The sequence below is a fragment of the Stieleria tagensis genome (genome assembly GCF_024129865.1).
In the GTDB taxonomy this organism is placed as follows: Bacteria; Planctomycetota; Planctomycetia; order Pirellulales; family Pirellulaceae; genus Stieleria; species Stieleria tagensis.
This window is the reverse complement of the sequence record NZ_JAMYFE010000076.1, coordinates 1-24391: the sequence shown is the minus strand read 5'-3', so window position 1 is coordinate 24391 and position 24391 is coordinate 1. Positions and strand designations below refer to the sequence as shown.

The window sequence follows — 24391 nt, the reverse complement described above, 5'->3', positions numbered from 1 at the left end:
TGCCGCTTGGATTGGTGAAGAGATTGCGCGGAACAACCTGAAGGTTGAACTCCAACGGGTTGGAGGCTGGTTGTTGGCTAGCGACAGCAACCGACGCTTGGGCGGAACGTGAAACCGAATGCGACATAGTAGCCTTCGATATCGATGGTCGTGCTGCCAAATGTCTTGTCGCCGTTGAAGACGCCTCCGACGGCTATGTCAAAGTCCGTGTTGGGCATCACATCGACAAGTCCGATGCCACCGGTCAGACGGTGCTGGGTGACGACAGCGAATTGCGCTTGCAGGTATTCCACCGCGGGCACGCCACCGACCGGGACGACGCCACCAATCGTGCCCGGGACCGTGTCGCGGGTGGGGTCTTCATTGACCGCGTAACCCATGCGCAGTTTGCAGCGATCAGTCGCTGCATACTGTGTCCCCAGCTGCAGCATCCACTGGTCGTTGTAGATGGATTTAAAAAATTCGGCATCGGCCCAGTTTTTATAAATCACATCGGCAGCCAATAGCAGTCGGCCGTTCATCAGGCTGCGGTTGGCGATCCCCACCCCCAGATTCATTGGATGTTCTAATCTCATGTCTTGACGGACACCAGCAAGCGGGCCACTGGCAAATTCGATGACGTTGTCGAACGTGAGGTCTTTTTTCGATTGCCAGAATCCGCCGATGCTGGTTCCCGATCCCAACTCGTAGTTGGCTCCCAGAGTGAAGCGTGTCGCATAGTCGGTTTGTGACGAGCTCGCGCCGACAAACGGTCCGTCCATGATGGACGTTCCAATCGTAATCGAACCGCCCACGGTTAGGTCCGGTGCGACTTCAACGGCAAGGGCATTGACCAAATCCAGTGCCAAATAGGACACATGAGTTCCGTTGGACGCGTCGATCGGTCGGAAATCGACACCCAAGCCAGCATTGGTGATGAGTCCCAATCCAAATGAAATCGGTTGCCCCATCAGTTCGATCTGTTGAATCACACCGATATTTGCTGCCAGTGATGCCGGCGTATCGGATTTGCCAGAATAGGGGTCAACATTCAGCAGGGGGATTGAGCGAGATTGGTTGATGTTGACCGTGGGTTCAATAAAGACACCACCAAATCCTGTGGTCGTTCCGGCGAATTGGGTCATCGTTGCCGGGTTACCATTGATTGCCGATTGCACGTCTTGCGGTCGAGAAAAACTAGTGCCACCCATCGCGCCGGAGGCCGGCATCACGTTGTTGTGAAGCTCAGCGCCATCGCTCTGACTGTGGACCGCTATCAATGGCCCGAGCAATGCTATTTGGGCAATTAGATACCATCGCATGCTGGCGCCTTTTGTTTGGTTCAATTGGAAGAATGTTTAGTACGGGTACAATTCAGGCCAGCGAGCGCCACGCCGACGTCGCAGCATTTTCGCAAAAAAGGGGCTGGGGGTTTTAAATGCCGCTTGGATTGGTGAAGGGATCGCGCGGAACAACCTGAAGGTTGAACTCCAACGGGTTGGAGGCTGGTTGTTGACTAGCGACAGCAACCGACGACGCTTGGGCGGAACGTGAAACCGAATGCGACATAGTAGCCTTCGATGTCAACGGCGGTGCTGCCAAATGTCTTGTCGCCGTTGAAGACGCCTCCGACGGTGAGGTCAAAGTCCGTGTTTGGCATCACATCGACCAGGCCGATGCCACCGGTCAGACGGTGCTGGGGGACGACTGCGAATTGAGCTTGCAGGTATTCCACCGCGGGCACGCCACCGACCGGGACGACGCCACCGATGGTGCCCGGGACCGTGTCGCGGGTGGGGTCTTCGTTGATCGCATAACCCATTCTCAGTTTGCAGCGCTCGGTCGCGGCATACTGCGTCCCCAATTGCAGCACCCACTGGTCTTTGTAGATGGATTTGAAGAATTCGGCGTCGGCCCAATTTTTATAGATCACATCGGCAGCAAACAGCAGTCGGCCGTTCATCAGGCTGCGGTTGGCGATCCCCATCCCTAGATTCATAGGATGTTCCAGTCTGATGTCCTGCTGGACGCCGGCCAGCGGACCGCTGGTGAATTCGATCACGTTGTCGAAAGTGAAGTCTTTTTTCGATTGCCAGAATCCGCCGACGCTGGTTCCCGATCCCAACTCGTAGTTGGCTCCCAGAGTGAACCGTGTCGCATAGTCGGTTTGTGACGAGCTCGCGCCGACAAACGGTCCGTCCATGATGGACGTTCCGATCGCAAGCGAGCCACCGACGGTTAGATTTGGTGCGACTTCGACAGCGACGGCGTTGACCAAATCCAGTGCCAAGTAAGACACATGAGTTCCGTTGGACGCGTCGATCGGTCGAAAATCGACACCCAAGCCAGCATTGGTGACGAATCCCAATCCGAATGAAATTGGTTGCCCCATCAGTTCGGTTTGTTGAATCACGCCGATATTCCCTGCCAGCGATGCCGGCGTGTCGGATTTGCCGGAGAAGGGATCGACATTCAACAGCGGTAGCGAGCTGGACTGAGTGATGTTGACCGTTGGTTCGATAAACGCACCGCCAAATCCCATCGAAGGCCCGGCGAATTGGGTCATCGTCGCCGGGTTTCCGTTGATCGCCGATTGCACGTCTTGCGGTCGAGAAAAACTAGCGCCGCCCATCGCGCCGGAGGCCGGCATCACGTTGTTGTGAAGCTCAATGCCGTAGCTCTGTCCGTGGGCCGTTTGGCTCACCATCGTTGGCCCGAGCAATGCCGACACGACAATTAGATACCATCGCATGATGACGCCTTGTGTTTGGTTCAACTTGAAAAAAGCCTAGTATCGGACCTATCGGAGCAACTGGACCCGCGCCGCCGTCGCAATTGCTGCAATCGGGTCCAGCGACAGAATTGACAGCAACATTTTCGTCAAATCGCACAGTCCTTTCGTCAGTGACAAAGGTTGTCCGGCTTGCCTGGGCGGATCGCTCGGTACAACGGGCAGGAACCGAATAATCCCTACAAACTGATTCAGACGTCGCGTTGGGAAGCAATCATTTTGATCGTTTCCAATCCAATTGCACCGAAGCGGTCATCCTATGACAGGCTTGAAAGGTCTACTTTTGGGTTCGATCAGAGAGCGAAGACATGATCAGTTTCCGTGGCGTCGTTTGTTTCCTGCTGTTCTTCAGCAGTTTGATCATCTCGGTGCTCACCGACGTTGGCAACGGATTGATCGATCATGGTGACGCGGGCCACTACCTACGAAAAAATAGCGGGCCGGTGCTGCGGCACTACAGCAACGGGCAATTGGTTTCGGAAGAGAGGATTGGCTACACCGCTCCGACCCCCAAGCGAATGTCGCCGGCGAAGACGTCGTCCAATCCGTTCGTGAAGTGAGGGGGGAAACGGAACCAGACACCAAGTCAGGCGATGTGCGGTGAGTCCGGGGGCCGCAGACGGCCGTTTCCGTCTACCGCTGGAAAGCCCTAGAATGGCAGGCTGTCCTTCAGTTTCCTTGATCGATTAGCCGCCACTGATGCCACCACGCAATTTTAATCTGATTCTATTCGCGGTCGTGGTCAGCATCTTGTGCCACCTGACCTATCGCAACACACGAACCGCCAGCATCATCGGCGAAGCGGTGGATTTGATCGAACAGAATTACGTCGATCCGATTGACCGCCGTGAACTGGTGATGGCGGCGATGCAGGGGGTTGTGACAAAGCTAGACGAGCACAGCAGCTATTTTGCGGTCGATGCCTACGAGTCCTTTCAGGACAGCATGCACCAGGAATTTGCCGGGATCGGAATTTATGTTGACCAGTTGGAGCCCGAATCACCGGTCCGAGTGGTGACACCGTTGGTCGGATCGCCGGCACTGCGGGCCGGTGTGTTGCCAAATGATCTGATTGTGCGGGTAGACGGCCAAGACGTTTCCAAGCTGCCGTTAACGGAGGTCAGTGATCGATTGAAAGGGGCACCTGGAACGACGGTCCAGCTGGTGGTGCGTCGCGGTGATCAACAGCAAACGATCGACGTCCGCCGCGCGACCATTGAACTGGAATCAGTTGTTGGTGATCACCGTGATTCATCCAACCGCTGGGTGTACCGTTTGCAAAGTGACCCGACGGTTGCCTACCTGCGACTGAAAAGCTTTGGCGAAAAAACGGTGCAGGAACTGCAGGCGGTGCTGGCGGAACTGGACAATGACTACCAGGCGTTGGTATTGGACCTGCGAGGCAATGGCGGCGGGTTGTTGTATGCCGCCCGCGACGTTTGTGACATGTTTTTGTCATCCGGCGTGATCGTCTCGACACGCGTCCGGGGCGGACGAATCGAAGAGTCCTATTCGGCGACAGCCGGTACCTTGGTCGATCCCAGAATTCCTGTCGCCGTATTAGTCGACGGCAATTCGGCCAGCGCCAGCGAGATCGTGGCGGCGTGTTTGCAAGACAACGGCCGCGCGATTGTTGTCGGCACTCGTAGCTATGGCAAAGGCACAGTGCAGGAAATCATCCCGTTGGAATACGGCCGCAGCGCGCTGCGTTTGACCGTCGCCCGTTACTATCGGCCGAACAACAAGAACATTCACCGATTGAGCGACGCAACCGAGGAAGACGAGTGGGGGGTGACCCCGGACCCAGGGTTTGTCGTGCCGATGGACATGGCATCGATCTTGAAACTGAATTTGCGCTGGCGCACAGCCTCGTATCCGATGTTGGCGGGTATCGATCCGCCGGAGTTGCCGATCATTGATCCCGATCCGGCGGGAACGGCACCGATCCAACAGGATTTGGCGCCGCAAGCGATTGAGGCGGGACCGGCAAAAACGCCGGTCGTTGATCCAGAATCGCCCCCCGAGTCGGTTGACGCGGGGGGGCAATCGCCGCCGGAATTGTCAGCCGAGGCACAGGCCCATGTGGATCGTGGACCGGTGGAATTGAGTGATGATCCGCCGCTACGAGCCGCCGTCGGTGCATTGTTGGACCGATTGAAGTCGCAATCTGTACCGGATAGTCCGGATAGTCCAAACAGTCCGGCTGCTGTGAAACGGCAAGCCGCTTAACGTGACACTGCCGATTTTTAAGTCCACCGGGCGAATCCGTTTGCTGATCGTCGGGTGGACAACTATGGTTTAGGTGTGTCTGAGATGGCCGAATTGTTGGTTCGGCCCCACTAATCTTACTGGTTGGGTCGGGAATTGCTCCGCGACCGCAACTGCTCGACTTGGGAAGAGGATCCGAACGCGATGACCCGAAGTTCATTTTTCTACACCCCGCTGGCCGCATTCGCGCTGGCCGGAGTGATGCTCGGTTCACCTAAAGCATCGGCACAGAACGAATCGCTGTTGGCCGAAGTCTATGGTCAAGGCGTACACGCCTATTATGCCGGGCACTACAACGACGCCGTTGAATACCTGACGGCGGCCATTGATGGCGGGACGCGTGATCCACGCGCCTACTACTTTCGTGGGATTGTTTCCAACAACCAAGGGCGGTTGGCGGAAGCCGAAGCGGATTGGATGCAAGGTGCAGAATTGGAAGCACAGCGCGGTGGCGCGGAATCCATCGGTCGTTCGCTATCACGTTTTCAAGGTTCGGCGCGTCTGAAATTGGAACAGATTCGCCAACGCGCGAAACTGGAAGCGATGAAAACAGCAGGCAGTCGATCCGACACCCGCATGCGTCAGCTGGGTCTCCAGCCCGCTCCGGCCGCCACGGCCCAGCCACCTGCCGCAGCGCGGCCAGCTGCCACCCCGCCTCCACCGGCGCCTTCCGCACCAGTGGCCGACAACCCGTTTTCAGGCGGCGATGCGGCGATGGCTCAAGGCAAGCCAAAGGTTGAATCAAACAATGTCTTGGAAGGATCGGATGAAAATCCGTTCGCGGACGACCCGGCACCTGCGAGTGGCCAACCAGCCGCGGCTGGCGACGCTGGTGACGCGATGCCGTTTGGTGACGCCCCCGCCACCGATTCACCTGCAGCCGATCCGTTTGGCGGCAGCGATCCGTTTGGTGCACCCGCCGCTGGCGGCGCGGATCCCTTTGGTGGCTCTGACCCCTTCGGCGGTTAGCGTCGCCGGGGCTGGCAATTAGAAAGATGGCAGAGTCGGGTGATCAAGCACCGGAACCAGATCACCCGACTCGATAGCCATCAGGCTGAACACTGCCAAACGAGGTGTATTGGCAGCGTTCGTTTGCTAGGAATGCAATTCCCCGTTGCATTCCCAGCGACCTTCCTTAGAAACCGCTTGCATCCGTGCTTCCTCCCTGGCACGACCCTATCGCAACCGGCATGCCAATCCGGCAAAAGTCGACGCTGATTCCACAGCGATTGCCGTTGGTCTTGTGGCAGTGGGCTTTCGCCGCATGTTACGTCGGGTTTTACGCGCATTCGCAACCCGTAACCGATTGGCACATGTTTGACTTTGTCGCTCGATCGCGCCCAAGCTGGCTTGGCAGGTAATCACTGCTGCCTAGAAAAGAGGCACGCGCTGCCCATGCATGTGCCAGTGCGTGCACTGGTTTGCGAATTGGCTTGGGGGCAGCATGTCACCGGTCGGGCGAGACGACGCCGACAAAGAATCGGTGATTCAGACGGAAGAACACAGAGAGTGTCTACAGAACGCCCTGAGTCGACTGCATTCGCTCGGAGGGGCTGGTCGGCACAATTCGAGTCACGTTGACTTTGGATCGTCGCAATTCTTCGATTTCCGCCGCCATTTCAGCGATCAGATTTGCGATTTCAGTCCCAGCGGCCTCTCCGATGTTGTTCATCAGCGCTTTGCGAGAGTTAAAGGTTAGGCCGTTTCGAGTCATGGTTCTTCTCAGTTGGAAAATAGGATTATACGATCCTAGGTCGTCATTTGCCGCGGACAAATCCAGCAGCAGTTTCGTCGGGCAGAAACCCGACACCCGGCCTGGTGAAGGCCGGCGATAGCTTGACGAGTCCGGCCACTGTTCTTTGGGCAAGGCTGGGAAATGACGAGCTATTTATCAAAAGCGTAGTTTGTGCAGATGAACCCGCAAGGCAGGAAAACTTTTTTTGGGGGGGCTCTACTCCACTGTGACACTTTTGGCCAAGTTGCGTGGTTTGTCGACGTCGCAGCCACGCAGCAATGCCATGTGGTAGGACAGCAGTTGTAGCGGGACCACGGACACGATCGGCTGGATAATCGAGGGCACATCGGGAATGTGGATCACGTCATCGGCGACGGCTTCGATATTCGGGTCATCTTTACTGGCAACGGCGATAATCGGGCCGCCCCGTGCTTTGACCTCTTCCATGTTTGCCATCACTTTGTCGTAGGTCGAGCCCTGTGGGATGATGAACACGCTGGGAGTTTTTTCATCGACCAGAGCGATCGGTCCGTGTTTCATTTCGGCCGCTGGATAGCCCTCGGCGTGCACATAACTGATTTCTTTCAGTTTGAGTGCGCCTTCGAGTGCGGTGGGGAAATTGGCTTGCCGTCCGAGGTACAGGATGTTTGTCGCATCTTTGTATTTTTCGGCGACCGTTTTGACGTGCTCATTGCAGTTAAGCGCCTCTTGCACGGCCCCGGGGGCTTGATTCAGATCGCGAATGATCTGTTGTCCGGCTTCGAAGCTGAGATGGCGGATGCGTCCGAAGTACAGCGCCAGCATCGCCAGCACGCAGCACTGCGACGTGTAGGCTTTGGTGCTGGCCACCCCGATTTCGGGGCCGGCGTGCAAATAGACTCCGCCATCGGCCGCCTGTGCGATCGAGCTGCCGACGACGTTGCAGAGCGCTAACGTGCGATGGCCTTTGCGTTTGGTTTCGCGGAGTGCGGCCAAGGTATCCGCGGTTTCACCGCTCTGCGTGATCCCAAACACCAGGGTGTTGTTATCGATCGGCGGATTGCGGTAGCGAAGCTCGCTGGCGTATTCAACGTTGACCGGAATCCGAGCGAGTTCTTCGATCATGTATTCGCCGACCAAGGCCGAGTGCCAACTGGTCCCGCAGCCGGTCAGAATGATTCGTTCGACACTCCGCAGTTGCTGGGGCGTCAGGTTCAGCCCGCCGAACACGGCCGTCGCGTTTTCTTCGTCCAGACGACCACGCATCGCATTCTTTAGCGATTCGGGTTGCTCATAGATTTCCTTGAGCATGTAGTGGTCAAAGCCTTGCAGCGAAACCTCTTCCTCGGCCGCTTCCATCGGTTGGATCTGCACGTTGACTTTGCCTTGGTCGCGGTGCAGGACCGTGAACCCATCGGGCGTCAGCAAGGCCAATTGGTGGTCGGCCATGTACACAATCCGGTCGGTGCAGCCAGCCAGTGGCGAGGCGTCGCTGGCGACGAAATACTCGCCATTTCCCACGCCCAGCACCAGCGGGCTGCCGAAGCGGGCGGCGATCAGCATATTCGGGCGATCGCGGAAGGCGACGACCAGGCCGTAGGTGCCGCGGAGTTGTGCCACGGCCCACTGCACGGCCTGGATGTAATGCAAATGGGGATCGTCGGGCGTTTCCGGCGTGACCTTCAACGCTTCCGCGATCAGGTGGGCGATGACTTCGCTGTCGGTCGCCGAATTGAATTGATAGCCTTTCTCGATCAGCTCGTTTTTCAGCGTCTGGAAGTTCTCGATGACTCCGTTGTGAACCAAGATGACTTCGCCGTCACCACCGATGTGCGGGTGGGCGTTGTTCTCGGTCGCCGGCCCGTGAGTCGCCCAGCGGGTGTGCCCGATGCCGGTGCTGCCGTCGATGGGCTCGCTGCCGAGTCGACCGGCCAATGCGTCAATGCGGCCGACGCTGCGGGTGACGTGAAAGGCGCCGTCGCCGTGGATAGCCACCCCGGCACTGTCATAACCGCGGTATTCCAGTCGACGCAGGCCGTTTAGCAAAAAGTCACCGGCGTGATCCGAGCCGACGTAGCCAACGATTCCACACATAAGATTTTCAGTCGATAATTGGGATCGAGCAAAGAGATGGGCGCAGGGGGTGCCCTGCGACACCCACAAACCTAGCTCAAAACAACGACGTTGCCGATCCCAGAAAATTTTCCGATTCTCCGGTTTACGCCGTCAGTAGGCCGGGTGAAACCTGGCGCCAGGTTGCACCTGGCCTGCTGTTAAGCGGCTCGTCGCGTCTGGACGGCGGCCGATGCGCCGCTCAGGGTCTCGCTCCAGCGCCCTTGGTCCAGCGAAAACAGGATCGTTCCCGGTTTGCTGAGCCGCGCGATCCGGTGTTGCTGAGCCGCCGTCGGGGCTTGATCGGCTGACCAGATGATCAGGTCGACCTGTCCGAACGTTCGCACCACGCGATCGAGTCCGGCGTCGATCGGCATCGGTACCAAATGCGCCTTGGCGTGGTGTTCACGCAGTTGCTTGTGGAATCCACGCAGCGAGAGTGAATTGCCACCCATTTCGAATTCATCGATTGCGATGTAGTGCACCGGCGGGTCGGATTGTTTCACCGGATTGGTTTGTAGCAGCGACAATGCGCGTGCACCGTCACCAACGGAGATTTCCAGGATCGATTGAAAGGACATCGATTCAATTCGACGACACAGTTTTTTGTCTTCGCGCGACAGCGTCTGTTTCACCGGTTTGGATTGGCTCGGGCCAGCCTGTGGTGTGGCAGCGGCGATCGGAATCGTGGCCCGCAGCACGGGCTGGGCTTCGGTCGTCGCGGTGCTCGAATCGCTGGGATTGACCGCCGCAGTCTCCGCCGGCTTGGCCACCGACGTGTCTCCGTTGCCACGGATCGAATTCCAAAGCTTTCGAAGTGGCATAGCTACCTCAACCTGTTTGATCAAAAGACACGAGAACAACCGACACCGTTGGAAAAGTTTCGGCAGTCGGCCGGTCTGGAATCAAACGAATCTGATCCGCTTCGGTTTGGCCTTGGTTTGGCAAACTTTGCCGGTCAGCCCACCGGCGTGGTGTTGCTGGTACGATTTAGCAAGATGGAAACAGCCAGTCACACCAGGATCAAACCAGTGAAAGTCGGCAGCGGCGGTGGATTTCGAGCGATTTGGTACACGTTCAAAAAAGGGCGTGAAGCCGGCGGCATTTGGAAACTGTTCAAAGCGATGCGGTCGCGCAATAGTTGCAAGACCTGTGCTGTCGGCATGGGCGGCCAACAGGGCGGCATGGTCAACGAACTGGGGCATTCGTTCGAAGTCTGCAAGAAAAGTTTGCAGGCCATGGTCGCCGACATGCAGCCTGGGATTGATCCCAATTTCTGGAAGCAGCATTCGTTGGCCGAGCTGCAAACCCGCTCGCCCCGCGAATTGGAATCGTTGGGACGGTTGATCCACCCGCTGCGCTATCGCCGCGGCAGCACGCATTTCGAAGTGATCACGTGGAAACAGGCGATCGATGACATTGCCGCCAAGTTGGTCGCCACTGCACCGGACGACACGTTCTGGTACTTCAGTGGCCGCAGCAGCAACGAAGCCGGGTTCCTGTTACAGCTGTTGGCGCGCGTCTATGGGACCAACAATGTCAACAATTGCAGCTACTACTGTCACCAGGCCAGCGGTGTGGGGTTGCAAAGTAGCATCGGCAGCGGCACCGCTACCATTCAGTTGGAGGATTTGGAAAAAGCCGACACGGTGTTTTTGATCGGTGGCAATCCGGCCAGCAACCATCCACGTTTGATGACCAGTTTGATGCGGGTTCGTCGCAGCGGTGGTCACGTCGTGGTGATCAACCCGGTTCGGGAAACGGGACTGATCAATTTTCGCATCCCCAGTGATCCGATTTCTTTGCTGATGGGAACCAAAATCGCCACCCACTATGTGCAACCGCACATCGGTGGCGATCTGGCGTTGTTGTGGGGCATGGCCAAAGCGATCAAGCAGTCCGGTGCGATCGATCGTGACTTTCTGGACCAACACACAAGCGGCACTGCGGAATGGCTGGCTGCGGTGGACGATTTTTCGTGGCAGGAGATTGAAAATAAATCCGGTCTGGCACGCAGTAAGATCGAATCGATTGCCAAGGTCTACGCAGCGTCCAAGCGGTCCGTGTTCGCTTGGACCATGGGCATCACCCATCACGCCCATGGTGTCCAAAATGTTCAAGCGATCGCCAATTTGGCGCTCGCACGTGGCATGGTTGGTCGACCGGGGTGCGGTTTGATGCCGATTCGAGGCCATAGCAACGTTCAAGGAATCGGTTCGGTCGGTGTGACGCCCAAGTTGAAGGATCAAATCTTTTCGGCGCTCCAGCACAAGTTCTCCGTGTCTTTGCCAGACACGCCCGGCAAAGACACCATGCAGTGCATGGAAGCCGCAGCAACCGGCCAGATGAAAGTCGGCTTGTGTTTGGGTGGCAACTTGTACGGCAGCAACCCCGATTCGACCTTCGCCGCACAGGCACTCAGCAAGTTGCAATTAAGCGTGATGTTGAGCACGACGACGAACACCGGGCATGTGCACGGATTGGCTGAAGAAACGATTGTGTTGCCCGTGTTGGCACGCGACGAGGAACCCGCGCCGACCACGCAAGAATCGATGTTTAACTTTGTCCGGCTTAGCGACGGCGGGCCGGCACGGTTGCCGGGACCACGCAGCGAGGTTTCTGTGATCGCAGCGATCGGCAAAGCTGTCCTGCCCAACGTAGCGGGGGTCGATTGGGATGAATTGGAGAAACCAGCGACGATCCGCAAATGGATCGGCGCCGTTGTCCCCGGCTATCAAAAAATCAGCGACATCGATCAGACCAAACAAGAGTTTCAAATCGAAGGACGAACGTTTTACGAACCACAGTTCGGCACCGCCGATGGTCGCGGCGTCTTGCATTGCCACAAGATCCCGGCGCTCAAAGGGACCAATGACAACGAACTGCGGTTGATGACCGTTCGCAGTGAAGGACAATTCAATACTGTTGTCTACGAGGAACAAGACCTGTATCGCAATCAAGATCGGCGCGACGTGATCTTGATGCACCCTGACGACCTGCATCGGTTTGGATTGGCCAACGACCAACCGGTCACCGTGAAAAGTGAGACCGGGGCGTTGCACGGAATTTTGGCGCGTTCCTTTGATTCAATCCGTTGTGGCAATGCGTTGATGTACTACCCGGAAGCCAACGTTTTGGTCGCCCGGCATGCCGACCCGCAAAGCAAAACACCCGCGTTCAAAGGCGTGGTGATTCAACTGATTGCCGAATCCGCCTGAACCCGCTTCATCGGTTTTTAAACACAGCCAACTGCGTGCGGCAAAGACCACTCTGTTCGTTACAAACGTTTTTAACGTTCGTATCGGTGGCTCGGCCAGCGGATTCAATTATTGCTGCGCGCCGAGACGATGATGTCTGGACGGGCGCACAACCATGCGGATCTGATTGCGATAGGAATTGGGCAGATTGCATAGAAACGATTGATCATGGCAATGGATAAAAAGCTCTACACGACTTGTCCCAGCCGGACTGTAGGTGTGGACGCCGCCAACGGTCTTCGTTTTGCTGCGCGGGTTTTATCAATCGTGCTGATCCTGCCGGCCCTCTTCGACTGCACGAACGCAAGTTCTGAGGATCCTGATTTCCAACTCTGGATGCCGGTTCAAGTGGTTCATCCGATGGGCGGTCAATGGGTCGCGTCGATGCAAACCGAAGTGCGTCTGAAGGATGACGTCTCTGAATTCAGCGAGCTGATTCTGAAACCCGCTCTCAATTTGCATCTCAACGACCGGTTCGCATTTTCGTTCGGCTACAAGTACAACGACAAATACCAAGAAGCCAACGAAAACGTTCCTTGGCAGGAACTCCATCTCAATCACACGATGGGCGATTTGATCACGGGGACGCAATTCCGTTTGGAGGAGCGATTCATCGATGACATTGACGGTGTGATCCCCCGTCTACGTGTGCTGCAGCACGTTTCTCATCCGATCGGACAGGGGCCACACTATCTGACGGGCTTCGGTGCACTGCGATTCAACTTGGATGATCAAGGCACGGGACCGGTCGATGGGTTTGAACAAAGCCGGGTCTATGCGGCGCTCGGACAGCATCTGGGTGACCACACACAACTTGAAATCGGATACCTCTGGCGCGCCGAGCGGAAACGTGATGGGATCGATCTGAACGATCATGCATTGCACGTTCAATTGGTTTTTCATACCGATTCCAAACGGATCAAAAAACCAACGACACGAGACCGCTATCGGTAATCGGACCCGTTTTGGTGCTGATGTGACGGGCCCTTCTACTCTGTCATGATTTCTGGGGCTGTTCATCGGTCATGGCACCCGATTTGGCAGCGAGCCAAATGATCATGGGTTTAGAATGCGAATCCGCGTGACCTTTTCTTTCTCGTCATCGCAGACGCCACCCGATTCATTGATGCGCGCGGCGATTTGCGGTCCCGTTTCATCATCTGAATTTTATGACACATGCACCGCGTCAATTGCCGATCGCGGCACTGCTGCTGTTGATGATCGGCTGTGATCGTTCGGAAGTGCCGGTGGCGAAGCCGACTGTGACGTCAATCCAGAGTCCCGCTCAGTCCTTGATCGACAAAGCCACGCTAGCGGTTCAACAACAGCGTTGGGAGGACGCCGATCGGGATGTCCGTGCGGCGATGTTAGAGCACCCGGGCAACGCGTCGGTCATCCAACTGGCGGCCGACGTGGCGTTTGCGAATGGCCAGATGGAAACGGCAGTCGCGCTGCTGGTTGATGCCTCAGTCGCCGATTCTTTTGATGACGAATCATTGGTCCGCCGCGCCACGGTGGCATTGCTGGCGGTGGGCAAGTTGTATGAAGCCATCGACTTACTCGATCAGGTGGTCACCGCCTATCCCGATCGGCACCAAACTCGCCGCGATCTGTTCGATTTTCTAATCAATGTCGAAGACCATCAACGCGCCCGCTCGCATGGACGCCGGTTGGTCCGGCAACGCCAGTTCGATCGTGAATTGTTGTTTTCACTTAGCACCAACGAACAGCGTGACATGGAAGGCAACTCGATGGCCGAACTGGTCAAACGCAATCCGTCGGATACGCGACTGGAAATCGCTACCGCACGCCTGCAATTTGATTCCGGTCGCTGGGAAGATTTAGAACCGACACTGCTGCGGATTCTAGAATCCGACAACGCCTGTCGGCCCGCACAGTTGTTGTTCGGGCGATACCTGGTCCAGACCTCGCAATACGATCGCCTGGGACGTTGGAGTCAACGATTGCCGTCCGACGTTGAAGATACATGGCAATACTGGGCGGTTTTGGGTGATTGGGCAGGGATTCAATCGGATCACCAAACAGCAGCCCGCGCGTATTGGGAATCCACGCGTCGCAATCCTGATATCGGCGAGGTTTTTGCCAAACTTGGACGCACCTTGCATCTGTTGCGTTCGCGCGGTGAAGCGATACCACAGGACGCTATCGATGCGATCAATCGCCGAGCCGAACGACTGGGACGATTCACTCAAGACAAAGAACGGTTCTATCGGTTTGGAAATCGGTCCAACGCCATTGTGGTCGATGTCGCGCGATCGTTGGTGGAACTTGGTCGGCTATGGGAGGCAGAAGCTTGGACGGCGTTTGCGATGACCATTCCCGATGAGCATGTCGCTGCAGTCCGACAATTGCGGCAATCCATCGTGCCACGCCTAACTGCCCAAACGCCTTGGCAACTGACGGCGGACGATCCGGTGTTTGAACTCTCCTTGGACCACTACCCTCCCCCGTCACGATTGCAATTGGCCCAGCAGGTGATAACTCGTAGCGATCAACGGTTGCGGCCGATCGTGACACCGATATTGCGCGATGAAGCCAGTGAACGCGGGCTGGTGATTCAGGCGACGCGTCACGCTGATGACAAGCAGATGATTCCTCTGTATGCACAAATGGAATCTGGCGGCTGCGCGCTGGACTTTGATCACGACGGATGGTGTGATTTGTACGTGGCATCCTGCGGTGGTACGCCCGGCCAATTGGATTCCAACTCGAACCGAATGTTCCGCAATCTGCAGGGTGACTTTGTTGATGTGACCGAATCCACGCAGACGGGCGATCAAGGGTTTTCCCAAGGCGTGACCTTTGGTGATCTCAATGCCGACGGATTTGCCGATTTAGTCGTCTTCAACAACGGGCGTGATCGTGTCTGGATCAATAACGGCGACGGTAGTTTTACGGATCGCTCCGATTGGTTGCCAAGCAATTCATCGGATTCCTGGTCGACCAGCGGCGCGGTGGCTGATTTAGACGGCGATGGAATTTCCGATTTGGTTTGTTTGAAATATTGTTCTGGACGGGATGCGGTCGCGACCTCCTGTCAGGATCCCAAGACCGGTTTGCCCGGTCCCTGTTTGCCAACGCAATTGCCCGCCGAAGCCGATGTCGTGTTGGCCGGTCGACCCGCCGGAGGATTCGTCGCCGCCAACCAGCGGTGGGGCGTGGTGCCAGGCCGCGCCGGTCGCGGATTGGGACTGGTGGTGGGTGCACTTGATGCCACCGCCGGGTTGGATATTTTCGTTGCCAATGACATGACCGACAATCACTATTGGTCAGCCGTCGATGGGCCAGAATTTACACTCGAGGAATCTGCAACGTTACGCGGTTTAGCGTTCGACGCCAGATTTCGCCCGCAAGCCTGCATGGGAATTGCCGCAGCTGATCTGGATGACGATGGCGACGTGGATTTCTATGTCACAAATTTTGAACAAGAACACAACGCTTGGTATGAACAGACCGATCCTGGCATCTGGTCGGACACGGCATCGCTGCGCGGGATAGCCGACGTCAGTTATTCGATGCTGGGATTCGGCACCCAGGCAATCGATTTTGACAACGATTCGGTCGATGAAATCGCGGTTACCAACGGGCATGTTTATCGCAGTCCGGATCCACCGGCCAGCTATTCGCAACCCCTGCAAATCTTGCATCAAGTGGCGGCGCAAACCTATCAAGAGGTCGATCTAAGGTCACAGCATGGCTATGTCAGCAAACCGCATGTCGGTCGTGCAATGTGGATGATCGACGCCGACCGTGATGGACGAACCGATTTGGCGATCACGCACCAGAACGAGCCTCTCGCACTGTTGATCAATCGCACGCCCACGCACTCCCATTGGATCAACATTCAATTGGTTGGCGTGCGATGTTCACGCGATGCCATTGGTGCCCACGTGAGCGTGTCCGGCAATGGCATTCAACGCATGGCAGCACTAAATACCGGAGACGGATTCTTTTGTGCGAATCAACGTCAACTGCACTTTGGACTGGGCGATCAAATCAACCTGAACCAGCGTCTGTCAGTCACAGTGGACTGGCCTGATGGATCCCATGAAACCTTTTTCGTGCGACCCGATAGTGACGCTTTAATTGTCCAAGGCAACGATGTCATTGAACTGACTCGCTAACGCCAAACGCGCAAACGACCGCCTATCGATTGCTGGCCGGAATGTCTCCCCTGGTCCAACTTGGTTCTCTGGCAGTTCGTGCGCATAGGCATTGCGATCAATTGCAAGCGGAGATCGCCGCGTTAGAACCCTTTGACGCCGCTTTCCTTGGCGGCTTTTTCAGAGTCTTGCATTGACGCTTGCGATTGTTGCAACAGGCGGTTGTACTCGTCGATGTCCGACTGGCTGGCATTTTCAACGGTATTGCCCTGTTGCTGACCGCCACAGCCGACCAGGCTGACGATTCCGACCAGAAGAAAGCCTTGACACATCCATTTTTTCATTTTGATATCCCATTCAATAAAATCTTTGTCAATTAATTAGAAACCGGTCCACGCCAAAGCTTGTTCAATTGCACTTTTGCGTGAGGCATTAGTTTTTGGAAACCCGAAGCGTCAGCGAGGGATCCCGCTAACCGGCCAAATCCCTCGCTGACATCCACGAGGGCACTACTGGTTAAGTTGCTCTTGAATCACTTCTCTGTTGGCACGCGTCCCCAAGGCACCCCACAACCCATAGGGACTTTCTTCACCAGCGCCCCGATAGGCATTGCGGCCGCCGGCGGTTGCCAAATCCTGGCCTTGGCTACGTCCTGATTCGATCGATTCGGTGATGAAGATCACTGCACCATCGGCCATCAACACGTGCGTCCCGCCCTGGTGACGACTGGATGCCGAGTAGTACCCCGAATTCCCCGCGTTCTGTTCGCTGCAGATCTCGGAATTGGGAGGCAGTACGGTGAAGAACGCGGAAAAGTTGGGGATGTGTTCCGCCCAGCGGAATCCGCGGCCATCAACCGGGCCGACCACGGCAGTTGCCGGTGCCCAGAATGCCGGACGCTGTGGATCAACCAGGTTGCTACATTCCGACGGCAGCATGTTGCGGACGAATGACCAACTACGGCTAGGCGCGATCGTACGTTTGTCTTTGTCACCCAAATCGGTTGCGATTTCCCCGGCGGCCACGGTGTTGGACAGTCCATCCAGAATGTCGCGAAAACGCATCGACTTGTGGGTGATGAACACGCCGCGCCCGGAGGCTCGGATCTCTTGCGCCAACGTGTTATTGACCCTGCCCATGGGCGCACTGTTGTCCCAGTCGCCCTGTTGCGCGCGCTCGGGCGAATCGCCCAAGCAGGCGGCGTAGTTGGTGCGTCCGAGGGACGGCAAGCCCACACCTGGATCGCTGGGACAACGGAATCCAGGGATCTGTGTCACCCAGGGCGTGTACAGAATTTCGTCCGGTGTTGAACCCATCGGGCTAAACGCACTGCCGCCTCGCTGGGTTTGGCTGCCACCGTTGCCACTGGCATTGGGCGGCGAGTTGCCTTGGGAGTCAATGTTCAAGGGGTTTGAGATCATGTCCCATAATCCTTGTTGCTCGATAAACGGTGTCAGACCAACCAAATAGCTCAACCGACCGTTGTTCGAAATCTCGGAGGGCCGCCAGATCTGTGCGGTGATGTTATCGGTGGTGCCCGATCCATGAATCGGCAATTGTTTGTAGGCGGAATGATAGTTGTGCATCGCAAGCCCGATTTGCTTGAAATTGTTACTACAGCTCATCCGCCGTGCCGCTTCGCGCGCCGCTTGCACTGCCGGCAATAGCAAGCCAACCAGGATTCCAATGATCGCGATGACAACAAGAAGTTCGACGAGTGTGAATCCGTTTCTTTGAGGATGATGTCGCATAGGTGATAACCTGTCATGAAGAAAAGAAGGTAACGCCCTCGGTGCTTGAAAGCGTCATAATGCAATAGTGACGGATGGTTCTCCGTCATTAGAGGACTCCGCCACAGATGAAGATGTGGCGAAAACTTAGGGAAAAAAAGTGAGACGTTTTCATCCTTTTTGGAAACTATTAGCGAGTGGCTGTGTTTTGTTGATTTGACGCCGTGGTCGTTCGACAACGCCATCGATCTGTCGCTTTTATTCGGTCCAGCATGCTTCCTTTTTATGTGGACATTCATTGTGCCGCGTCCTCACAGCACCTCACCAAGTCCTTGTAAATCGCAATCAATTCGCGACGCACAGGACGAGCACTTCGTTGGACTGCTAACCATGCACCAAGGCCAACTCCGCGGCTTTATCCTGGCTTCGGTCGGCGACTTTCAGAACGCAGCGGATATTCTGCAAAAGACCAATCTTAAGATTTGGCAAAAAGCGGACGCGTTTCATCGAGATCAGCCCTTTTTGCCTTGGGCCTTTGCCATCGCGCGCTATGAGGTTTTGGCTTTTCTGCGGGATCGAGGCCGTGAGCGGATTGTTTTTCAGCCGGACGTTTCGGAAATGCTTACTGATGTTTTTGAATCGCGATATGATCACTGGGATCCAAAACAACTCGCACTCCACCAGTGCCTGGATCAGCTTTGCCCGGAACACACGCGGTTGATCTCACTGCGTTATGCAAAAGGAATGTCATTGGCGGGCGTCGCGTCAGAAACCGGTCGGTCAATTGAATCCGTAAAGTGCATCCTGCTAAGAATGCGACGAAAACTTAAGCAATGTATTCAGCATCGACTGGCTGAATCGAGTTGACGGTGTTGCTATAGAAATGTCCGACGAAAGATAAATTGTGTCTGGATAGCCCAACTACGCACTAATCGTTCCGACGACCCGAACACAATTTGGAAACGTGCTTGATTTGCTCCCGGGGTCAACCGATCCCGCGCTGAGGAGTGAACTTTCTTTTCAATTCTCGAACTCGACCCTGATCCCTGTGTCTTCAAAACCTGTGCCTGCCAAATCTGTCCACCGTCTGGAAGAACTGCTGTTGTTGGGTCAGACCCACGAAGCCAGTGAGGCCGAATTGAATGAATTAAACACGTTGCTGCGCGGTGATCAACGTCTGCGTGAGTTGGCGGTTGAAAGTCTGGGTATGGATTCGATGTTGGTCGAAGCGTTCGAGGGACGCGTTTGCTCGGCTGCATCCCGCCGTCAGTCGTCGCTCCCGGGGAGCCGTAAAATCGCAAAACGTGCCATCTGGAGGATTGGTTTGGCAGTGGCAGTGGCCCTCGCTGTGGGGGTCGGCTGGCTGCACCATTCTCCGCAGAATCGATCCTTGCAGAATCGACCAGCAGGCAAGCCAAAGCAGGATCCGCAGGCGGCCATTCATTCAAGTGCCAGTGAATCCAGCGAGCCAACGCTCCAGAATTTAACTCAGCTGGATGTCACGCCGCTGCCGGGTGGGAATGATTTTGGCACGGTGACACTTGCTGAGGGTGCAGAATGGTTGCCAAGTAAATCGGTTGGTGACCATGTGGGCGAAGGCCCGTTGGTGCTGACCAGTGGAATCGGCCGGATCCATTTGCGCCGCGGTGCCGAGCTATTGATTGATGCTCGCAGGGCAATCGCCAAGATGCATTTTCATCTCGATGGCACAGTGTCGGTGACGCAAGGCGACGTGATCGCGAATGTCACCGAATCGGCGTTGGGGTTTATTATTCGAACCCCCAGCACCAAGATCGTCGATATCGGGACTCGGTTTGCCGTTTCCGTCGATTCAGCGGGGCGCAGCGAAGTCCAAGTGATCGATGGTGCGGTGTCCTGTTTGCCGATCGATGCCGACGCAATTCGAAACGAGTCGATGTTGTCAGCCGGTCAGACGTTTCGGTTTCAAGGGCCCACCGATCAACGTGGCCAGATGATTGATCAACCGTCTCTTCGATTTGACGATCTTGAAACGCTGCGTGACAAATGGGATTCGGCTCGGCCTCAAGGCGAATTGATCTGCTATGAGGGTTTCGACTATCCGCCGGGTTTGCTGCGACGCACCGATGCTGGACAGGGCTGGACCGGTCCCTGGCATCCTCATACCGACGAATCAAAGCAACCGGTTGCGGTGATTCGCCAAGGCCAGTACTTGAGCGGTTTGCCGTGGTTGATCTCTCGCAGTAAGACCTATTGTGTGGCACCCAGCGCATCGGTTTCGGCAAGATTGCTGGCGGATCCCATTTCGCTGGATGTGGATCGAGACGTGTTTGTTAGTTTCTTGATGCGCCGGCAGCGTCTGGGGCCCCATGGGCAAACGGGCGGCGGTGCAGGGATTTCCTGGCACGCAACGAAAGATCTTCGGCCCGAAGTGGGGCATTTGGGTTCGGAGCATCTGGTGTTTGCGCTCTCGGCCGACATGAACGACAATCTCACTGCGTCGACGGGAACGGGGCGTTACAACGGCGGGGTCAAGCTGCGCAACAGTGGCAACTATTTTGTTGTCGTAAAGCTGATGCTACGGCAATCCGGCCCCGACAATTTGGTCGCCAAAATCTTTACCCAAGACGATGCGCCGCAGATCACCGAACCGCCACAGTGGGATAGTGAGGGGCATCCGTTTCATCACCAGGGCTATCTCCGCAAACTGCAATTCTGGTGTGGAGCCGACGCCGTCGCCGCGTTCGATGAACTTCGGATCGGCACCACCTGGGAATCCGTCGTGCCGCTGCGTCATTGAACGCCTACGTCGGACTTGGGAAGCCTGCCCCAACCTGAGGTAAAACTTTGACGTACCACCAGCAGGGATGGATTTAACGATCACCTTTTGAATCGCGATCTTCTTGGTCGATTGGGGTCTCGTGCGGCGGTGCGTTCTGGGTGGTGATACAGTCGCCAATGGTTTCGCCAATTCGACGACTTGCGCCCGATCCGCTGTCGACTCCATAAATGGCAAGCAAGGATCGAGCGCGCGTCATTGCCACATACAGGCTGTTGGTCAGCAGTTTGCCGGCTGGGGCGACATAGTTGTCAACGCAGGGGATGATCACGACTTCGGATTCGTATCCTTTGTACGAGTGCGGTGTCGTTGCTATCAGAGTGTTGGACTGCCGCTGGAACGATCGGTTCTTTTGAAACGACAGTTCGACTCCGATCTCGGCAAGTTTCGGCGCGAGTTGGGTTTCCAAGACTTCGTGCGCCCGGCCGTTGTAGATGACGCAGATATCGGTGGGCGAAATTCCGTCGCTCTGGATCAAATGTTTCAGGTGTACTGCGATTGCCGCCATCTCTTGGCTGCGATTTTCGAATCGGTGGTAGATCGGTTTGGGGCCATCGATTTGGTTGAAGCGAACACGCAGCCATGCCTCCCCGTTCCGCTTGGTACGTTCCAGCAGCCCAAGCTGCAGCAGTTCGTGATGGTCCTGCGATTGACTGGCTGCCGACAGTCGGCCCAAGACGTTGACGGCGAGTTCTGTGATCGGTGTTGTGGATCGAAAACTCTCCCGCATGATGGTCGAACGGCCTCGCATGTCGAGCCCGAATTCAGACCATTTCGGGGTCTCGGTGCCATACACGTTCTGAGCATTGTCATAGAAAATATGAGCCGCACGACTGTTGATATCTCCCTCGTTGGACTGCTCTATCAAAGACAGTAAGAGCCGCAACGTTGCCGGCCCCATATCCTGAGCCTCGTCGATGAACAACGCGGAACAACGCGGAAGCAAGTTGTGCAGGTCCTGGCGGGCGAGGAACTCTGCTGCGGCTCGGTCGTAGTCAAACCCGATTGTCTCGGCCGACATCTGAACGCTTGGCAAAATTCCTGCCAGAACATCTTTCACATGCAACAGCGAGACCTTCTCCCAAGGAAAATCCGCACTCGCGAACAGGTCGCCGGCGTTGAGCTCTTTCCAGGCAGACTCGATCGAATCTTGAAGCAACTTGTGTAGGCTGCGATTGGCGTACACCGCCCAAATGCGGGTGTCTGGATCACGGCAGAGTCGCTGCGTCGTTTTGGCCAGCCAATTGCAGAGAACCACTGATTTTCCGCTTCCGGCAACACCTCGCACCAACCTGGGTTTTCCGTCGAGTTCAAGGTTGGTCAATCGCTGTTGTTCCGCCGAAAGAACCGGTTTCAAGCTTTTTCGACCGGCGAATTGGTCGCCCATTCGGCACGAGAGCTCGCTGGTGTACCGCGTTTTCGGTTCGCCCACTATTGAAGCGTTTGATGCGTCTGGCTGACCGGCATTGCGCCAGGAAAATTGATTTCCGTCCGCCGTTAGGAACGCAGGGGTCAGCGCCGGGAGCAACGGTCGCAGGTAGGGTTCTTCCATCTCGCTGCGACTGGCCAACACGATCACGGCTTCTCTGGCGCGACTGAGTGCAACGTTAACAAGTCGTTTCCATTCTGGGATTTGCCACGTTCCGCTGCCGGCATTCACGGTGTCAAAGACAACGATGTCGGCTTCCGATCCCTGTTGACTGTGAACGGTTGATGATTCCCAGCTAGTGATTCCCCATTTCGCGAGCCGTTTCCCAATCGCCTGAGCTTGTGCTTTGAACGGCGAAATAAACAGTCCGTTTGCACTGCGAACCCCATCGTCAGAAAACAGTTTCTGTAGGACAGTCGGCGTGATTGCCCTGACCCAACTGCCGTTGCCGGGCCCACGGCTCGCACGAATCGTAGTAAGATCCGCAGCTTCTTCATCGAGTACGTACCAAATCGCTCTCGAGTGGTCGGCGATGAATGGCGGAAGTGTGGACGGTCGTGCTGCGCATTCGGACGCCGTGGTCAAAATTCCGTCGTATTGAAATTGTGAAACGACCTCGCAAACGTCGGGGTGCATCCGTCGCTGTTGGGATAGCAAATGAATCGCTTTGGGAATGTCGTCGGTGTCGTCCAGATGACTCAGTCCGCTACTTGCCAACCAGGTTTGTTGCCGGGTCGGCAAGATTCGTGAGATGCGGCTGATGGGGGCGAGTTGTTTTGAATCACCCACCAAAACGACTCGCCGTGCAGCGAGCAGCGATAGAGCAGCCACCGCCGTTCTGGAAATCAATCCAGCTTCGTCGATGAAGATCGTTGTGAAAGGGGCTTCGCCGTTCTCGACCATCTCCCGAATGGACCCGGCCTTCAAATAGTTCATGGCTTTGAACGCAGTGGCAACCACCACTCGTTTGTCGGCGTCGAGAAAGATGCGATTGCTGCGATCGTTGCCAGCCCGTCGAAGTTCATTGATCTGCTTTCGTGTCAGTGCTTTGTCGTCGGACGTTTCAAAACGACGCAACTGCTTGGCTAGCGAGTCGATCTGGGAAAGGATTTCGGCCTCAGTCCCTCGAAGCATCGGCTGGAGATCCTTGGCGACAAACGCCTGATACGATGCGCCTTTGCCGATTCTTAGCAGGGTGTCGTCGGCGAGTTGATCGGCGCAGTGTTTTCTTGCCGCTTCGCCGATCGAAATGGCAACCGCATCGGTCGCTTTGTTGGTCGTCGAGACGACGAGAATCCGCTCGGATTGATCCTGCATGAGATGGGCGATCTGTTGACCGGTCATCCAGGTTTTTCCGGTGCCGGGCGGTCCCCACAGGACACTCCAGCTGTGCTGCCACCAATCATGCAGTTGCGATAAACCTTGGTCACAAGGGTTCGTGATTTTGGGATGCACATCGCCCTTGGCGGCGTTCAAACGCGCCGGGAGATGCTCTCGGACGTCTTCAAATTCTTCGCCGTTGTAGATCGCATCGAGAACCGACAGGAACTCGAAAGGGCGGACAAAGAATGGGCCGGCCGATGGAGCTTGTTCGGGATTGTCCAGACTGATGAACAAACATCCGCTGCGTTCATTCACCTCAACGATCTCGCCCGACCATCGAATTTCGTCGTCGTATTCGGCTTCTTCGTAAAACTGATCCGAATAGCTTTGATCATCATCCAGCGATCGCGGGCGGAACGCTTTGGCTCCCTCCCAGGTCCAATCGAATTCCACCGATCCGTCTAGATGAACGACGTAAACCGTGCCACGGTCTCGCTCGGCAACGATACTGACCTGGCGACAATTCAGCCGCTTCCAGCGTGAACCGTCACGATACTCCTGGCGAACTGCGGTCGCAGCATCCTTGAGCAGTTGGGCGTCGACCGTGGGCAAACCAAGTTCGCATGCGAACCGTGCCGGCGCGAACTCTGGCCCAGTCGTCGGTTCGCCTGCCAGTTCGTCGTTGTCATCGTGGTTCATTGTGTCGAGTGCTTTGTCACTGCGGACGGTTGAGTCTGATTTTCACCGGGACGTTATCAACCCTCTTGCCGAAAACACAGTCCTGCTGCGAAAGATTCGAGTTGCGCTTTCGCGTTAGACATCGGTTCTTGGTAACCCGACGCGTCA

The 24391-nt window shown here is 56.1% G+C and carries 16 protein-coding genes; 8 read left to right on the top strand and 8 right to left on the bottom strand.

Annotated features, from left to right (window positions below; genetic code table 11):
- Positions 1–77 precede the first annotated feature (77 nt).
- Positions 78–1301, bottom strand: coding sequence for an OmpP1/FadL family transporter (locus tag NHH03_RS18435; RefSeq protein WP_253158465.1), 1224 nt, complete (start codon positions 1299–1301; stop codon positions 78–80).
- Positions 1302–1495: 194 nt separating this feature from the next.
- Positions 1496–2731: an OmpP1/FadL family transporter gene (locus NHH03_RS18430; protein WP_253158464.1), complete on the bottom strand. Its 1236-nt coding sequence runs from the start codon at positions 2729–2731 to the stop codon at positions 1496–1498.
- Positions 2732–3078: 347 nt separating this feature from the next.
- Between NHH03_RS18430 and NHH03_RS18425 the strand changes: the two genes are divergently transcribed.
- From NHH03_RS18425 to NHH03_RS18415, 3 genes are all read left to right on the top strand, one after another.
- Entirely contained in the window at positions 3079–3330 is a 252-nt protein-coding gene (locus NHH03_RS18425) for a hypothetical protein (protein WP_253158463.1), read from the top strand.
- Positions 3331–3469: 139 nt separating this feature from the next.
- The gene (locus NHH03_RS18420) at positions 3470–4999 is read left to right on the top strand and encodes a S41 family peptidase (RefSeq protein WP_253158462.1); all 1530 of its coding nucleotides are present in this window, start codon (positions 3470–3472) and stop codon (positions 4997–4999) included.
- Between the two features lie 183 nt (positions 5000–5182).
- Positions 5183–6007, top strand: coding sequence for a tetratricopeptide repeat protein (locus NHH03_RS18415; RefSeq protein WP_253158461.1), 825 nt, complete (start codon positions 5183–5185; stop codon positions 6005–6007).
- A gap of 544 nt (positions 6008–6551) precedes the next feature.
- Here NHH03_RS18415 and NHH03_RS18410 read toward each other — a convergent pair.
- The 3 genes from NHH03_RS18410 to NHH03_RS18400 form a co-directional block, all read right to left on the bottom strand.
- Entirely contained in the window at positions 6552–6752 is a 201-nt protein-coding gene (locus tag NHH03_RS18410; RefSeq protein WP_253158460.1) for a hypothetical protein, read from the bottom strand.
- A gap of 237 nt (positions 6753–6989) precedes the next feature.
- On the bottom strand, positions 6990–8846 hold the full coding sequence (glmS, locus tag NHH03_RS18405; protein ID WP_253158459.1) for a glutamine--fructose-6-phosphate transaminase (isomerizing): 1857 nt from the start codon (positions 8844–8846) through the stop codon (positions 6990–6992).
- Between the two features lie 179 nt (positions 8847–9025).
- Entirely contained in the window at positions 9026–9688 is a 663-nt protein-coding gene (locus NHH03_RS18400) for a hypothetical protein (protein WP_253158458.1), read from the bottom strand.
- Positions 9689–9862: 174 nt separating this feature from the next.
- Here NHH03_RS18400 and NHH03_RS18395 point away from each other — a divergent pair, with 174 nt between their 5' ends.
- The 3 genes from NHH03_RS18395 to NHH03_RS18385 all read left to right on the top strand — a co-directional run bounded on the left by NHH03_RS18395 (position 9863) and on the right by NHH03_RS18385 (position 16266).
- Entirely contained in the window at positions 9863–12082 is a 2220-nt protein-coding gene (locus NHH03_RS18395; protein ID WP_253158524.1) for an FdhF/YdeP family oxidoreductase, read from the top strand.
- Between the two features lie 375 nt (positions 12083–12457).
- Positions 12458–13075 carry a DUF2490 domain-containing protein gene (locus NHH03_RS18390; protein WP_253158457.1) on the top strand — a complete coding sequence of 206 codons (618 nt, stop codon included), beginning with the start codon at positions 12458–12460 and terminating at the stop codon, positions 13073–13075.
- Positions 13076–13290: 215 nt separating this feature from the next.
- On the top strand, positions 13291–16266 hold the full coding sequence (locus tag NHH03_RS18385) for an FG-GAP-like repeat-containing protein (protein WP_253158456.1): 2976 nt from the start codon (positions 13291–13293) through the stop codon (positions 16264–16266).
- A gap of 122 nt (positions 16267–16388) precedes the next feature.
- Here NHH03_RS18385 and NHH03_RS18380 read toward each other — a convergent pair whose 3' ends face one another.
- On the bottom strand, positions 16389–16589 hold the full coding sequence (locus NHH03_RS18380) for a hypothetical protein (protein WP_253158455.1): 201 nt from the start codon (positions 16587–16589) through the stop codon (positions 16389–16391).
- Between the two features lie 165 nt (positions 16590–16754).
- Positions 16755–17996 (bottom strand): DUF1559 domain-containing protein, encoded by a 1242-nt coding sequence (locus tag NHH03_RS18375; protein ID WP_253158454.1) that lies wholly within the window; start codon positions 17994–17996, stop codon positions 16755–16757.
- 264 nt (positions 17997–18260) lie between these two features.
- Here NHH03_RS18375 and NHH03_RS28415 point away from each other — a divergent pair, with 264 nt between their 5' ends.
- The gene (locus tag NHH03_RS28415) at positions 18261–18842 is read left to right on the top strand and encodes a sigma-70 family RNA polymerase sigma factor (protein ID WP_390895591.1); all 582 of its coding nucleotides are present in this window, start codon (positions 18261–18263) and stop codon (positions 18840–18842) included.
- Between the two features lie 196 nt (positions 18843–19038).
- The gene (locus tag NHH03_RS18365) at positions 19039–20754 is read left to right on the top strand and encodes a FecR domain-containing protein (protein WP_253158452.1); all 1716 of its coding nucleotides are present in this window, start codon (positions 19039–19041) and stop codon (positions 20752–20754) included.
- A gap of 73 nt (positions 20755–20827) precedes the next feature.
- On the opposite strand, the gene NHH03_RS18360 is transcribed toward NHH03_RS18365, so the two are convergent.
- A complete protein-coding gene (locus tag NHH03_RS18360; protein WP_253158451.1) occupies positions 20828–24244 on the bottom strand; it encodes an AAA domain-containing protein in 3417 nt (1138 codons plus the stop codon).
- Positions 24245–24391: the final 147 nt, after the last annotated feature.